This window comes from Myroides guanonis (genome assembly GCF_900114085.1).
GTDB lineage: Bacteria > Bacteroidota > Bacteroidia > Flavobacteriales > Flavobacteriaceae > Flavobacterium > Flavobacterium guanonis.
The window spans coordinates 277,600-293,277 of sequence record NZ_FORU01000002.1 but is presented as its reverse complement, the minus strand read 5'-3'; the positions used below and the strand labels follow the sequence as shown (position 1 = coordinate 293,277).

General features: G+C 34.1%; 12 protein-coding genes. 9 read left to right on the top strand and 3 right to left on the bottom strand.

Going from position 1 to position 15,678, the window contains the following annotated elements:
- Positions 1-115: 115 nt before the first annotated feature.
- The 4 genes from BM024_RS03320 (at position 116) to BM024_RS03300 (ending at position 6,065) form a co-directional block, all read left to right on the top strand.
- Positions 116-445 (top strand): hypothetical protein, encoded by a 330-nt coding sequence (locus tag BM024_RS03320; protein ID WP_090678028.1) that lies wholly within the window; start codon positions 116-118, stop codon positions 443-445.
- Positions 446-623: 178 nt separating this feature from the next.
- Complete coding sequence (locus BM024_RS03315; protein ID WP_090678027.1) at positions 624-2,987, top strand: TonB-dependent receptor; 2,364 nt, start codon at positions 624-626, stop codon at positions 2,985-2,987.
- Between the two features lie 373 nt (positions 2,988-3,360).
- Positions 3,361-3,849 carry a DUF4625 domain-containing protein gene (locus BM024_RS03305; RefSeq protein WP_090678025.1) on the top strand — a complete coding sequence of 163 codons (489 nt, stop codon included), beginning with the start codon at positions 3,361-3,363 and terminating at the stop codon, positions 3,847-3,849.
- Between the two features lie 98 nt (positions 3,850-3,947).
- Positions 3,948-6,065: a prolyl oligopeptidase family serine peptidase gene (locus BM024_RS03300; protein WP_090678024.1), complete on the top strand. Its 2,118-nt coding sequence runs from the start codon at positions 3,948-3,950 to the stop codon at positions 6,063-6,065.
- A gap of 133 nt (positions 6,066-6,198) precedes the next feature.
- On the opposite strand, the gene BM024_RS03295 is transcribed toward BM024_RS03300, so the two are convergent.
- Positions 6,199-7,029 (bottom strand): mechanosensitive ion channel family protein, encoded by an 831-nt coding sequence (locus tag BM024_RS03295; protein ID WP_090678023.1) that lies wholly within the window; start codon positions 7,027-7,029, stop codon positions 6,199-6,201.
- A gap of 67 nt (positions 7,030-7,096) precedes the next feature.
- Positions 7,097-8,296 (bottom strand): C1 family peptidase, encoded by a 1,200-nt coding sequence (locus BM024_RS03290; RefSeq protein ID WP_090678022.1) that lies wholly within the window; start codon positions 8,294-8,296, stop codon positions 7,097-7,099.
- Between the two features lie 222 nt (positions 8,297-8,518).
- On the opposite strand from BM024_RS03290, the gene BM024_RS03285 reads away from it, so the two are divergent.
- Positions 8,519-10,168, top strand: coding sequence for an ABC1 kinase family protein (locus tag BM024_RS03285; protein WP_090678021.1), 1,650 nt, complete (start codon positions 8,519-8,521; stop codon positions 10,166-10,168).
- A 53-nt stretch (positions 10,169-10,221) separates the two neighbouring features.
- Here the strand turns inward: BM024_RS03285 and BM024_RS03280 are convergent, their stop codons facing one another.
- A complete protein-coding gene (locus BM024_RS03280) occupies positions 10,222-12,123 on the bottom strand; it encodes a S9 family peptidase (protein ID WP_090678020.1) in 1,902 nt (633 codons plus the stop codon).
- 175 nt (positions 12,124-12,298) lie between these two features.
- On the opposite strand from BM024_RS03280, the gene BM024_RS03275 reads away from it, so the two are divergent.
- The 4 genes from BM024_RS03275 to BM024_RS03260 all read left to right on the top strand — a co-directional run bounded on the left by BM024_RS03275 (position 12,299) and on the right by BM024_RS03260 (position 15,597).
- Entirely contained in the window at positions 12,299-13,558 is a 1,260-nt protein-coding gene (locus tag BM024_RS03275; protein WP_090678019.1) for a dicarboxylate/amino acid:cation symporter, read from the top strand.
- Positions 13,558-14,238: a DedA family protein gene (locus BM024_RS03270; protein ID WP_090678018.1), complete on the top strand. Its 681-nt coding sequence runs from the start codon at positions 13,558-13,560 to the stop codon at positions 14,236-14,238. The genes BM024_RS03275 and BM024_RS03270 overlap by 1 nt, the downstream gene beginning before the upstream one ends.
- A gap of 82 nt (positions 14,239-14,320) precedes the next feature.
- Positions 14,321-15,004 carry a monofunctional biosynthetic peptidoglycan transglycosylase gene (mtgA, locus tag BM024_RS03265; RefSeq protein WP_090678017.1) on the top strand — a complete coding sequence of 228 codons (684 nt, stop codon included), beginning with the start codon at positions 14,321-14,323 and terminating at the stop codon, positions 15,002-15,004.
- A 98-nt stretch (positions 15,005-15,102) separates the two neighbouring features.
- Positions 15,103-15,597 carry a hypothetical protein gene (locus BM024_RS03260; protein WP_090678016.1) on the top strand — a complete coding sequence of 165 codons (495 nt, stop codon included), beginning with the start codon at positions 15,103-15,105 and terminating at the stop codon, positions 15,595-15,597.
- The last annotated feature ends 81 nt before the right edge of the window (positions 15,598-15,678 follow it).

Genomic DNA, 15,678 nt, shown 5'->3' with positions numbered 1-15,678 from the left:
TAAACTTTATTTAACGTTGTAATGTTAATGGACATAAATAGATTTCTATCTTTGTAATGTGCGAAGAAAAAAACACATAGCGCTAGCTTTATTAAGTATCTCATTAATGTTCTCAATGGTTTTCCATTTTGTACATAGTGCTACTCATATTTTTAATTCGCAATCACTCGCTCATCAAATAGATGGTGAGTATGAATCTCATCATTCACATGGCACCTTAGAATGGAATAAGAAAAATACTCAGGCGGAATGGCATAGTGCAACAGCAGTTGAAAAGTGTTTTGTCTGTGATTCTTTTCTAAGTCCTTTTCTGTCTTCAGACATTTTGAGCTTTGATATACTTCAATATCAGGTGTTCAATAAGGTTCAGACTTTAAAAGTTCAAGTATATCCTACTCTTAACTTTATTTATTTTTCTCTTCGTGCACCACCTATAGGTGCTTAACTTGGAGTGTTTTGTCTTTAATCTAGCTTTTAAATCTTTTTTAAGTTATTTGATGTGTTTCACGTTGTGTTTTTATAACACAATCGGCTTCTAGCATTCTAAGTTTTTTAAATTTTTATTGGAAATAAAATTCTCAAAATATTGAGAGTGATAAGAAATTTTAAAACGAATAATAATTATGAGAAAAGCTATTTTATTAGTCCTCATAATGGTTAGTCTCCCGGCTATAGCACAGTTTAAAGTTTCTGGACTTGTTGAAAACAGTTCAGGAATTCCATTGAAAGGGAGTACCATTATATTGTCAAATCAAGTACTAGTATCGAATGAAAAGGGTTTTTTTGGAAGTGGTATTTTAACTCCGGAAACACACGCATTGCAAGTTTCCTATTTAGGATTCCAAACTTTAGATACCGTGATTCAAGTAAGGGAAAACATGCATCTAATATTGAAACTAAGGGATGATGTTACGATGCTTGAACAATTGGTTGTAAATACTACTTCTAGAAAGGAGGTTCACAATTCAGAGCGAATGCAACAACAACAATTGACTCAGAATTATGCAGGTTCATTTGCGAAAACTTTGGAGAAACTGGCTGGGGTTCAAGCAATGGAAATTGGAGCAGGTGCTTCTAAACCTGTAATACGAGGATTGGGGTTTAACAGAGTAGCAGTTGCAGAAAATGGTGTCAAACAAGAAGGACAACAGTGGGGGGCAGATCATGGATTAGAGATAGATGCACTGAATACAGAAGAGGTGGAGGTGATAAAAGGTGTAGGTACTATTGCTTATGGTAGTGATGCGATTGGAGGTGTCATTAAAATCAATAATGAAAAAGTGCCAGCAAAACAATCTTTCTCTGGTTCGACTACATTACTTGCTAAGTCTGTGAATGATTCTTATGGAATCTCTTCTTCTATAAAGAAAAGGTCAGATTCGTTTTTCTATAAACTGAAGTTCACAGCTCAAGAGTACGGTGATTTCCGTGTGCCTACAGATAATATTAGGTATCTCAATACGGATATTCCCATTTATAATCAGCGCATGAAAAACACAGCAGGTAAGGAATGGGATGCCTATGCTCAAGTTGGTTATGTAACGGAAAAGGTTCGGAATATTACGAGTCTTAGTAATGTTTATAATAAAAGTGGTTTTTTCCCTGGTTCGCATGGTTTACCTTCTATAGAGAATAGTTTAGACGACGGAGATTCTAGAAATATTGATTTACCAAATCAAAGTGTTAATCACTTGAAAATTAGTAATAGTACAACTTTTAATGTAAGTGACTCGGATTTGTTGAAAATGATATTTTCTTATCAATATAATAAGCGCAAAGAGTCAAGTTATTTTCATTCTCATTATGGTGGACAGCAAGCACCAAAGGAAAACCCTAATCTAGAATTGCAGTTTGATTTGAATACGTTTGATGCGGATATTCAATATGAGCATCTATCTGTAGATAATCATAAAACGACTTTTGGATTGCAACAGAATTATCAAAACAACACCATTGGAGGTTATGGATTTTTATTGCCAAAATATAACAAGCTGGGTACTGGACTATTTGGAATTCATGAACATCAAATATCGGATGACTGGGTTGGACAAGTAGGTGTTCGATTAGATTATGCGAAATTGAATGTTCACGCGTTTTATGATTCGTTGTTATATAATTTTCTGATTTCAAAAGGTGAGAGTGAAATTACAGCTAATGAATATGCTCAGCGAAGTAGTGATTTAAATCGTGATTTCACAAGTTTTAATGCTATGCTAGGAACTCGATATCGTTTAAATGAAGCTTGGAATCTTGGAATTACAGCTGGAACGAATTTTCGTTTTCCTACGGCAATAGAATTAGCGGCTAATGGACTACATCATGGGGCTTTTAGACATGAAAAAGGAAACCCAAATTTGAATCCAGAAAGAGGTTGGGCTGTAGATGTGGAAGTAAACTACCAATCAGCTACTTTTAATACGTCAGTTAGTCCTTATTTATATTATTTTTCTAACTATATATTTTTGAAACCCTCGGGTACTTTTTCTATACTACCAGATGGAGGACAAATTTATGAATACACTCAATCGAAAGCTTTACTAACAGGCTTTGAGTGGAAACTGGATAAAACCTTCTGGGATGTTTTAAAGCTAGAAACTATTTTCGAATTCTTTTATAATAAACAAGTTACTGGTAATGCTAAAACTGAATATCCGTTACCTTTTTCACCACCGGTTAATGTGTTTGCTCAGTTAAATTATCAATTGAAAGACACTGAAATGTTTAAAGAGAATTCAATATATATTAATGGAAAGTGGAATGCGAAGCAACAAAGAATTGCCCAAAATGAAGAGATTACAGATTCTTATCAATTGATTGGAGCAGGTGCTTCCACTACTTTAAGCTTAAATAAATTTAAAGCGAATGTGTTTTTAACTGCTACAAATCTTTTGAATACAAAAGCTCTTAATCATACTAGTTATTATCGCCCATTAGAAATCCCTGAACTTGGACGTTCTTTTCAGTTAATGGTTCAAATTCCATTCTAATATGGATACATTGAAAGTAAGGTATGTCATATTTTGTTTGTGGGTTTTTTTGTTGCCACAGTTCAGCAATGTTTTTCACTTTGTTATTATTCCGCATGAATTTTCTATTGCTGAGAAACAATCCGTAGAGTGGATAAAGGTTAAAAAGGGACATTACTGTGAGCAACATTGGTTTGATTTAATAACAACATTACCAACTATACTAGTTGAAGAAATACTAATTAATCGAGTTCACTTTTCTTATAGTTTCGAAATAATTAAGGAGATATATTTAAAGAGTTTCGATTTTATAAGATTCCTTAGAGGACCACCTATTAAACAGAATTATCCGGAATTTAAAATTTAATATTACATACATAACATAATTAATAAGATGAGAAATAATATATATAAAGGAATATTAGCTGCTGGATTGATTTTAGGTTTTACAGCTTGCTCAAGTGATGATTCAAAAGATACTCAAAAACCTACCATACTTTTAAATGCACCGAAAGACGGAGCTAAATTAGAAGTTGGGTCTGATATCCATTTTGATATGGAAGTTTCGGATAATGAGATGTTGGGGTCATATAAAATTGACATACATGAAAATTCGGATGGGCATACGCATAGTGTAAAAAGAGCAGCAGCACTAAATGATATGGTAGAGTTTTCTTTTCAAAAGCAATGGTCTTTAGAAGGGCAACGAAATGCAGATGTACATCATCATGAAATAGTAATACCGCAAAATGCTGAATTAGGAAAGTATCATTTTGTAGTTTACGTTTTAGATGCAGCTGGAAATCAGAGTATGGAAGCTAGAAGCATACAACTCGTAGCTGCTGGGGAGGGAGATGTTAGTGAAGAGTATTCTAACCATTAATAATTTAATAAGGTAGCGCTAAAGCGCTACCTTTTTTTTACCGTATTTAAAAATTCATATATTTGATAAAATATAAATAATTTACTTCATCCTAATTTATGAAAAAAACACTCACAACATTGTTGGTGGCCACAGTAATCATGTCTTGTAAACAAGATGCTACCCAAGCAGATGTAGCTTTGGTATATCCAGAAACAAAAAAAGGAGACGTAGTTGATACGTATTTCGGGGAACAAGTAGCAGATCCATACCGTTGGTTGGAAGATGATCGCTCAGAAGAAACTGCAGCATGGGTAAAGGCTGAAAACGAAGTTACCTATAGTTATTTGTCTCAAATTCCTTTCCGTGAAGACTTGAAGAAGCAAATGGAAAAAGCTTGGAATTATGAGAAAATTGGAGCTCCATTTAAAGAAGGTGATTTTACTTATTATTTTAAAAATAATGGTTTACAAAATCAATCTGTATTGTATAGAAAAGGTACCGATGGAAAAGAAGAGATTTTCTTAGACCCAAATACATTTTCTAAGGATGGAACGACCTCTCTTGGGGGTGTTGATTTCTCAGAAGATGGGAGTAAAGTAGCTTATTCTATTTCAGAAGGAGGAAGCGACTGGAGAAAAGTAATCGTACTAGATGCTTTAAGCAAGGAGGTTATAGGAAATACTTTGGTAGATGTAAAATTTAGCGGTATTTCATGGTTTGGAAATGAAGGTTTCTATTATTCTAGTTATGATAAACCTGAAGGAAGTGAATTGTCTGCGAAGACAGATCAACATAAATTGTATTATCACAAGTTAGGTACTGCACAAGCAGATGACCAATTAATATTTGGAGATACTCAAAAGAGAAGATATGTTAGTGGTTCTGTAACACAAGATAATCATTATCTAATTATCACAGCGGCTAATTCTACTTATGGAAATGAGTTATATCTTAAAGACTTATCTAAAGCTAATAGTCCGATTGTAACTGTTGTGAATAACTTTGATAATAGCAGTAATGTAATTGAGAGTGACGGAAGTAAACTGTATATCGAAACGGACTGGAAAGCACCAAATCAAAGAGTGGTTACAGTTGATGCAAATAATGCTTCACAAGAAAATTGGAAAGATTTTATTCCAACAACTGAAAATGTATTGAGCGTTTCAAAAGGGGGCGGATATTTCTTTGCTAATTATATGAAAGATGCCGTTTCTATGGTAAAACAATATGATTATGAAGGGAAATTAATTCGTGAAATTGAATTACCAGGAATCGGAACAGCTAGTGGAATTGCTGGAAAGAAGAAAGAAACTACCTTGTATTATTCTTTTACAAACTACATTACACCTGGAACTATTTATGCTTTCAACGTTGCCGATGGAACTTCTACTGTTTACGAAAAACCAAAAGTAGCTTTTGATTCAGAGCAATATGAGTCAAAACAAGTTTTCTATACTTCAAAAGATGGAACAAAAGTTCCTATGATTATTACTCATAAGAAAGGTCTTAAGTTAGATGGGAAAAATCCAACGATGCTTTATGCTTATGGAGGATTCAATATCAGTTTAACTCCGAGTTTCAATATTGCAAATGCAATTTGGTTGGAGAATGGTGGAGTATATGCGGTACCGAATCTTAGAGGAGGTGGAGAATATGGAAAAGAATGGCACGTTGCTGGAACTCAATTGCAGAAACAAAATGTATTTGATGATTTCATAGCAGCAGCAGAGTTTTTAATAGCTAATAAATATACTTCTTCTGATTATTTAGCAATCAAAGGAGGTTCTAACGGTGGGTTATTAGTAGGTGCCACTATGACACAACGACCAGACTTGATGAAAGTAGCTTTACCTGCAGTTGGAGTATTAGATATGTTGCGTTACCACACTTTTACAGCAGGTGCGGGATGGGCATATGATTATGGGACAGCAGAGGATAGTAAAGAGATGTTTGAATACTTAAAAGGATATTCTCCATTGCACAATGTGAAAGAGGTTTCTTATCCTGCGACTATGATTACTACTGGGGATCATGATGACCGAGTGGTTCCTGCACACAGTTTTAAATTTGCAGCAGAGTTGCAAGCGAAGAATAAAGGAAATAATCCGATGTTAATTCGTATTGAAACAAATGCTGGACATGGTGCTGGAAAATCAGTAGCTCAAACAATCCAAGAGAATGTAGATATGCAAGCATTTACATTGTATAGCATGGGAATTAAGAAGTTGAAATAATTAAATTATCATATCTATAAGGTTTTGAAAAACTTATAGGTCTATAAAAACAAAAAACCGAACATTTGTTCGGTTTTTTTATTTAAACTATTACACCTATAAGGTTTCTAAAATCTTATAGATGTATAATTATTTACTCCTTTGGAGTATCTGTTATAATACGCATTTCTGTTTGTGGAAAAGGTATGTTTATGTTTGCTTGGTCTAAAGCCGTCTTAACCTTTTCTTGGATATTATAAACAGTATTCCAATACACTTCCGGATTCGTCCAAGCATATACTTTTATCTGAATACCACTATCTCCAAGTTTGTTAACAAAGACATCTGGTGCCGGTGTTTTTAGAACTTGATCATAGTCGTTTAAGGCTTTTCGAATAATGTTTTCTGCTGTTTTAATATTGGAATCGTATGAAATGTCTAAAACAAATTCTAAACGTCGGCGTGTAATGCTAGAATAGTTTGAAATAACAGAGTTGGCTAAAGTTCCGTTTGGACTGAAAACACTAATTCCGTCAGAGGTACGTAATGTAGTGTATAATATGTCAATACGCTCTACAGTTCCAGATGTATTGGAATTATTAGAGATGTAATCTCCTACTCTAAAAGGTCTAAAAAATAGAATTAAAATACCACCTGCGAAATTGGATAAACTTCCTTGAAGTGCTAAACCTACTGCTAAACTCGCTGCAGAAAATATAGCGATAAAAGAGGTTGTTGGAATTCCTACAGTTGAAGCAACTGTTATTAGTAATAAAGTATAGAGGGCAAACTTGGCGATTCTGAATATAAAAACGCGAAGAGATTCATCTACATTACTTTTTACAAATCGTCGTTGAATTAACTTTAAAATTAGTTTAATAACCAACAACCCAATACCGAGGATAATTACACCTACGATAATCTTAGGAATGCTACTCATGACCGTATTGATCATTCCATCTATTCCCCCTTGAAATCTTTCCATAATTAAGCTTTTTTTCAAAAATAAAAAACTCTTTGCGTATAATAGACAAAGAGTTCTTAGTTTTTAGTTAAATCTTTAATTTTTTACTGATTGTAGCAGGTATTCCTTTTTTGTGAAGTAAGATGTCTGTGGTTTTATATTTCACAAATTCTTTACTCATATACATATATCCTTTATAATCGTTATCTGAACCCCAAGAGTTTTTTATCAGATAATATTCTCTTCCGTTTTGGTCTTTTGAGATTCCTACTATATGCATTCCATGGTCGTCAGTAGTAGAGTAGTTGTCAAAAGCTTCTTGACGTATTTCTTGTGTTATTTTGCGCTCTGCTTTTGGTCCTTCGAAAAGTGTTTCTCTTTCTTCTTTGGTCATTTTTTCCCACTCTTTTTCAGGAACGAAAGCTACTCCATTTTTCCAACTGAAATAGCGCTCACTAACATCACCTGCCCAAGCAACAGTAAATCCATTATTAACTGCATGGTCGATAATTTCTGTTAGCTCGTCTACTTTTACGTTATAAACTTGGTCTAGTGCCCAGTTGTCTGGAACTAAAAGAGTGAATTTAGAATACCAAGGATAGTTTATATCTGAGCCAATTTCTATATATTCGTCTGGATTGATACCTACGACTTCACTTGCAAATGTTTTAGGAGTATATTTTTTGCCTTCAAATGTGAATTCTGTTGGAACTTCTCCTAAGTATGAGTCTATTACAGAAGTATATGCTTTTTCCCAATTTGGAGTCAATTTCCCATTTGGATTTGAAACTACTGCTTTTAATACACCTTCTAACATTGCTGCCATTTCTCCGGTTTTGTTTATATCAGTTCCGTAATTTAGACCGATATATTCAGATTGTGGCAATGCTCCATACTTTCTGTACATGTTTATTACATCATGGAAAGCTCCACCATCACCTAGGGTAACAGCTCCATGCATGCGAACATACATTTTTCCTTTCTCTACATATGCGTTTCTAGCAGTGAATATTTGAGAAATTTCAACGGGTCTTTTACCCATTCGCATCATTTCTGATTCTAGAAAAGAGTTTGCTGAATAACTCCAACAAGTTCCTGATGAACCTTGATTTTTAACTGAAGTGTTTTCTACGTTTACAACATCTGTAAACTGATACATTTCCTTACTCTTGTCACTTGCATTTACTTTTAATGCATTTACTAGACGATCTTGTGCGTGTGTTGATACGGGTATGCTAGCAGTAAAAATGAAAGCAGCTGCCCATATTTTTAAAATATTTTTATTCATAGTGTAAATTGTTGTGGTCGTAAAGGTAAAAAAGTGGACCAATAGACCAAAGCAAACTACACTTTTTTAAACTTTTAAATTAGTGTGTGTGAAAATGTAATTCATTTTTTAGAATGATGAATAGAACTTATGATTCATAGATGGCTTTTTATCTGTTTAATAAATTATTAATAAGGGACTTCTTTGCTGTCTTTTTTGGTTATTTTTATAAGAAAAGAGCTGATGAATAATCATAAAAGAAAATTGTTTAGGACTGCAGAGTTGCTTGCTATACTTACTAAGTATGGGTTTCAAGAGATTCTCATACAGGCAAACTTGAAAAAACCAAAGGAAATTGAGGTACCTGATGAGGTTGTTTATGAGAATGCACAGGTTTATGAGCGTATTAGAATTGCTATTGAAGAGTTGGGAACTACATTTATTAAACTCGGGCAGACTCTTAGTAATAGGGAGGATTTATTGCCAATGGCATTAATTGTCGAATTAAAGAAGTTACAAGACAACGTAGAGCCTGTTGATTTGGATTTACGTCAAACCTTTCTTGACGAGCTGGGAATTGTTCCTGAGGAGTGTTTTCAAAGTATAGAAACAACTCCTTTTGCTTCTGCTTCTATTTCTCAAGTATATCGCGCTACTTTAATTGATAATACACCTGTTATTTTGAAGGTTAAAAGACCTGGAATCGACGAGAAAGTCGTAGCAGATTTATTATTGATGAAGGATATTGCTAAAATGTTAGAAGCTAATAACAAGATGTTTAAAAAGCTTCACATTAGACAAGTGGTGGCGAGTTTTGAAAAAACGATACTAGAAGAACTTTCTTTAAAGAATGAACAACAGAACATAAACCAGTTCGCGCGTAATTTTGAAGGGGTTTCTTCTATACATACCTTAAAAGCTTTTAGTGAGTTTTCGTCAGACAAAATACTATGCATGGAATATGTAGAGGGAATCAAAATTTCGAATAAGGAAGCATTGATTGCAGAAGGCTTGAATACTGTTGAAGTTGCTAAGAATGGATTGGATTTATATTTGATGCAGGTATTGGAACACGGTTTTTTTCATGCTGATCCTCATCCAGGTAATATATTTGTATTGTCTGATGGGACTATTTGTTTTATTGATTTTGGGTCAATGGGCAAATTGTTGACTAGAGACCAAGAGGTATTAGAAGATTTTGTAATGAATTTTATCGCAAAGGATGCGAAACGAGTAATAAGGGCTATTAAAAAGATTGCTATAGAAGTTGATATAAGAAGTGAAGTGCAATTGGAACGTGATTTGTTGGAAATCTTTGAATTGCTCAATAATGAATCTCTAGCTGATATAGATATAAAAATGGTTTTAAAGCGATTTTCTAGTGTTCTAAATAAGAATGATGTTGTTATGCCAGAGTATGTTTATCTATTGATTCGAGGTGTGGTGTTAATCGAAGGTATAGGAAGAGGATTAGACCCGAAAATGAATATAGTGGAAAGCATTCGTCCTTATATTCAGAAAATAGTTATTAGAAGGTTGAGTCCTACTTATGTTTTTGAGAAAATTACAAAATCGATAAGAACGATGCAGGATAGGATGATTGATATTCCAGAAAACATGAATGAGATACTCAGTCAGTTAAGAAATGGAAAATTAAAGATTCAACAAGAAGATAAGGCATTAACCCATTCGAATAGGGAAATAGCAAATGCATTGAATAGAATTGCATTTGCATTGCTGATTGGTGGATTGTATATAGCTTCTTCTGTTTTGATTATGGCAGATAAACCACCTAAGCTTTTTAATTTTTCAATATTAGGTATGTTAGGGGGTTTAGTGTCAGCAGTACTAACTGTTGTTGCTTTATTATCTTTCTTCAAAAAGGTAAAATAAAAAAGACTATCCATATTGGATAGTCTTTTTTATTTCTACTATAATTGTGGTAATTATAGTGTTTCTTTTAACCAACGGAAGAATTCTCCTTGCCATACTTGTGCATTTTGCGGTTTTGTAACCCAGTGGTTTTCGTCTGGAAAATATACAAATCTACTTTTAATGCCTAATAATTGTGCGGCTTGGAATGCTTCTTGTCCTTGTCCAATAGGAACTCGGTAGTCTAGACCACCATGAATTACTAGTATTGGCGTATTCCATTTGGCAACGTTGTTGATTGGGTTGAATTCGCGCATTGCTTTTTGCGCATCTGCATTGTTTGTGTCCCAATAAGCTCCACCTGTGTCCCAGTTTGGGAAAAACACTTCTTCAGTTGTACCATACATACTCTCTAAGTTGAAAACACCACAGTGAGAAATGAACGTTTTAAAACGGTTTTCGTGAATACCAGCTAGGTAATACACTGAGTACCCACCATAACTAGCTCCAACAGCTCCAAGTCTATCCTCATCTACAAATGGTTCTTTCGCTAATTCATCTATAGCATTTAAATAGTCTTGCATTGGTTTTCCTGCCCAATCTTTACTGATTGCTTCATTCCAAGCTACTCCATGACCTGGCATACCGCGACGGTTTGGAGCAACAATGATATATCCTTCGGCAGCCATTAATTGAAAGTTCCAACGGAACGAATAGAATTGTGTAAGTGCTGATTGTGGTCCTCCTTGACAATATAATAAGGTAGGATATTTTTTGTTCGGGTCAAAGTTTGGTGGATAAACTACCCAAACTAACATTTTTTGACCATCTTCTGTAGTAATATAGCGTTTTTCGCTTTTACTCATAGAAACTTTGGAATATAAGGCGTCATTAACTTTTGTGATTTGATTCCAATTCGATTTTTTAAGATCATAACTGAAGATTTCAGTAGCATGATTGAAGTCTGTACGAGTAACGATTGCTTTGTTATCTTTAATTCCTACGATACTTGTTACATCAAAGTTACCATCAGTTATTTGACGAACTTGAATAGCGATACGCGTTTTTCCAGGGAAGTTTACTTCAAATAATTGAATAGTTCCATCTACTGGTGCTGTAAAATATATTTTTTTACCATCAACACTCCATTTATAATCTCCAACAGTACCATCCCATTGTGCGGTAAGGTTCATGTCAACTCCATTGAAACGAACGATAAGGTCGTTTTTGTCTGCTTCATAACCATCGCGTTTCATCTGTAGCCATGTTAAATGACCTTGAGGAGAGAACGTAGGATTTGTGTCGTAGCCCGGATTGTTTGATGTAAGGTTTTTAGTTTGTTTTGTATCTAAATCGTACTGGTATAAGTCTGTATTAGTGCTTAAAGCATACTCAGTCCCCACTTTCTTTTTAGAAACGTATATCACACTTTTCGAATCAGGTGTCCAGATATAATCTTCATCCCCACCGAATGGTTTTTGTGGAGAATCATAAGGTTCACCAACCATAATATCGGTTTTAGAGTCTTTCTGTGTGATTGGAGCAACAAAAACATGATTGTGTGTTCCGTCATTCCAAGTGTCCCAATGTCTATAATCTAAACCGTTAAATACATACGAGTCAGATTGTGAGGCTACTGGATATATGTCTTTTCCTCTTTGGTTGTTGATTTTCACTGCTTCATCAAATAGAATATTTTTTCCATCTGGTGATATGTTTTTATTGGTTACCAAATCTTTGAAATCAGAAATTTCTTTAGGTGTGCCTCCTTCTAAAGGAATTTGGTATGTTTTAGAATTGATTTTGTCACTTTTCATATCGGCGTGACCCACTCGGTAAATCAGATTTTTACCATCTTTAGAAATACCTATAGGAGATACTCTGCCCAATTCCCACAATAACTCTTTGGTCATTACATCTTGTGCGAATGTGATGGAAGTAGCCAACCCTAAAGTAAATAGAAAAAGTTTCTTCATAATCGATTAATTTGTTTAATCCGTAAATTTAGGCTTTTTTATTAAAAGCATGAAAAGGTTAGTTTGATTCCTCTAAGCAATGATTGTATACTTATTGAAGAATGTTATTTTTTAATTAAAAAGCATTTTTAGTTTAAAAATTATCTTATTTTCACGCCACAAAAAAATATGTATTGTGAAAAGCAATAATAAATTATTTATCGCGATACTCCTTGCTTTAATTCTAGGGGTGGTATTGGGTGCTTTAGTTCATTATCAATATCCTTCTAAAATTGAATCGTTTTCAAAGAACATTAATTTACTAGGAACTGTTTTTATTAGACTGGTTCAAATGATTATAGCTCCGTTGGTTTTCTGTACACTAGTTGCAGGAATTGCCAAGATGGGAGATATGAAAATGGTGGGGCGTATTGGCGCAAAAGCTATGGGCTGGTTTATTACAGCATCATTATCTTCGTTGTTAATAGGTATGTTTTTAGTTAACTGGTTTTCTCCTGGAACTAAAACAGATATAAACCTAGCTGAGCATGAAGGGAACGCTACAAAATTATTGGAGCAGACTTCTGAGTTTTCTTTAGAAATGTTTGTGAGTCATATTGTTCCGAAGAGTATATTTGAAGCGTTTGCTCATAATGAAATTTTACAAATTGTAGTCTTTTCTATTTTCTTTGGTGTAGCACTTGCTAGCATCGGTAAACAAGGGGAGTCTTTAGTGCAATTGTTTGAGCGTATTTCTACTGTGGTTTTGAAGATGGTTGGATATGTAATGTGGACAGCTCCTTTAGGGGTATTAGGTGCTATAGCGGCTTCTGTAGCTACATATGGTTTTCAAATTTTTTCTTTATATGCGCATTACTTGTTAGCTTTCCTGGTAGGTCTTATCGTATTGTGGGCTTTATTGCTAATAGTAGGATATATTATTTTAGGAAAAAGACTTTGGGTGTTATTGCAGCGTATTAAAGCACCGCTATTGATTGCTTTTTCAACGACGAGTAGTGAGGCCGTTTTTCCAAAGCTTGTTGAGGAATTGGAGAAATTTGGTTGTCAACCAAAAATTGTTTCTTTCACCTTACCATTGGGATATTCTTTCAACCTAGACGGAAGTATGATGTATATGACCTTTGCTAGTTTGTTCATTGCTCAGGTTTATGGTATAGATATGCCTATTGAAAAGCAATTAACTATGTTATTGGTATTAATGCTTACAAGTAAGGGTGTGGCAGGTGTGCCGAGAGCTTCCTTAATTGTAGTTGTTGCAACATGTAGTATGTTTGGAATACCTCCAGAGGGAATCGCACTAATATTACCTATTGATCATTTCTGTGATATGGGTAGAAGTGTTACTAATGTTTTAGGTAACGCTTTATCAACGGCTTCTATAGATAAATGGGAGTCTACTAACGAGAACACAAATATTTCACAACAAAATTCATAATGGAAGAGTTTCACATTTCCCAACTGATTAACCCAGAATTCTATATTAACTTAGAAATTGCTGGTCATCACATAGGAATCTATGTAGTATTATTTATTGTATTTGCAGAGACAGGTTTATTTGCAGGTTTTTTCTTACCGGGTGACAGTTTGTTATTTCTTTCTGGTATTTACAGTACAGCCTTGATGAAAGAACTTTTTACAATTGAAAGTGATTTTGTAAATGTAGCACTACTAGCGACTTTTGTAGCTTTAGCAGGAATACTAGGGAACTTATTTGGTTATTGGTTTGGCGCCAAAAGTGGTAATTATCTCTATAATAAAAAGGATAATTTTATATTTAAGAAAAAGTATTTATACGAGTCTAAAGTGTTTTTTGAAAGACATGGAGGACGTGCTATTATATTTGCGCGTTTTTTACCAGTTGTAAGAACGTTTGCACCTATTATTGCAGGTATTGTTCACATGGAATTTAAAAGATTTATGTTCTATAATATTGTTAGTTCTTTTTTGTGGGCAACTACATTAATTTTTGCAGGACACTACTTACAAGTATATTTGTTAGAGAGTTTTGGTGTAGATTTGAAGGACTATATTGAATACATTATATTGTTCTTAGTAGCGGTAACAACTTTACCGATTGTGTTAAAGTTGATGAAGCGAAAGAAACAAGAGGATTAAAAATTAAAGGCGGTTGTAATGTTCAACCGCCTTTTTTATTTTCTAAAAGGTTTTTTAGTATTTTCGCTTTTAAAATCTTACTATGTTTAGAAGGCTATTTCGTTTTTTGTTTAAAATCTTATTAGGTTTTTTAATCCTGTCTATAGGTTCTGTATTGTTGTTCAAATTTGTACCTGTACCCGTTACTCCTTTGATGCTTTTTCGTTCTGCAGAAATGTTGATAGATGGGAAAAGTGTTAGGATGAAGCATGATTGGGTGTCGTTAGAAAAGATAAATCCTAATCTTCAAAAGGCTGTAATAGTCAGTGAGGATGGTCATTTTCTTTCACATAATGGATTTGATTTAACTGCTATTAAGAAGGCTTACGAGAATAATCAAAAAGGAAAACGTATAAAAGGAGGGAGCACAATTTCTCAACAAACTGCAAAGAACGTATTCTTATGGCAAGGAAGGAGTTATGTAAGAAAAGGACTAGAAGCTTATTTTACAGTTTTAATTGAGCTTTTATGGTCAAAAGAGCGTATTATGGAGGTTTATTTGAATAGCATCGAGATGGGAGATGGGGTCTATGGAGCTCAAGCAGCCTCCCAGTTTTGGTATCATAAGGATGCGTCTAAACTCACTGTGAATGAGGCAGCTGGTATTGCTGCTATCTTGCCAAGTCCACGAAGATATAATCCAGTGAAGTCTGGACCTTATGTTTCTAAAAGAAAATCTGTTATTAGTAGATATATAAGATCTTATGGACCTTTGAATTATAGATAGTTAAAAAGAATAAGCGTTAATTTTGTTAAAAAACCAATATTTTGTGTTTTTAACTACTTTTTTTGTAATTTTGATTGTATAATTAAAAAACAAATACTATGAGAAAATTAATGTTAACCGTTGCTGCTTGTGGAATGTTATTCGCAACTTCTTGTAAGCAAGATAAAGCTGCACCAGTAGAAGAGGGTACAGAAATGATGGAAGAAGCTAAAGCAGAGCTTACTCAATTGGCAAGTGATGCTGAAGTTAAGTATCATGATGCTAAGAAGAAATTAGATGAAGCAATAGCAAGTGGAGATGAGAATGCTAGAAATGCAGCTCAAAAAGCAGCAGATGAGGCTAAAACAGCTTGGGAGACAGCTAGAACGAATGCTCAAAATGCAGGGGCAGAGTTAAAAGATAGCTATGAAGATGTGAAAGCAGAAGCTAGTCGAAAAGCAGAAGAGTTAAAGAGTGAAGCTGATTCGAAATTAGAAGATGTGAAATCTGATGTTAAAGAAGCAGGAAAAGAAGTAAAAGAAGCAGCTAAAGGAGCGGCTAAAGATGCTAAAGAAGGCATCAACGAAACTTTAGAAAAAGCAAAGTTGAAATAGTTAAATTAGAATTAAGAACCCTACTTTATGTAGGGTTTTTTTATGAACTGTATTGAGATATTCGTATCTTTATGAGAATTA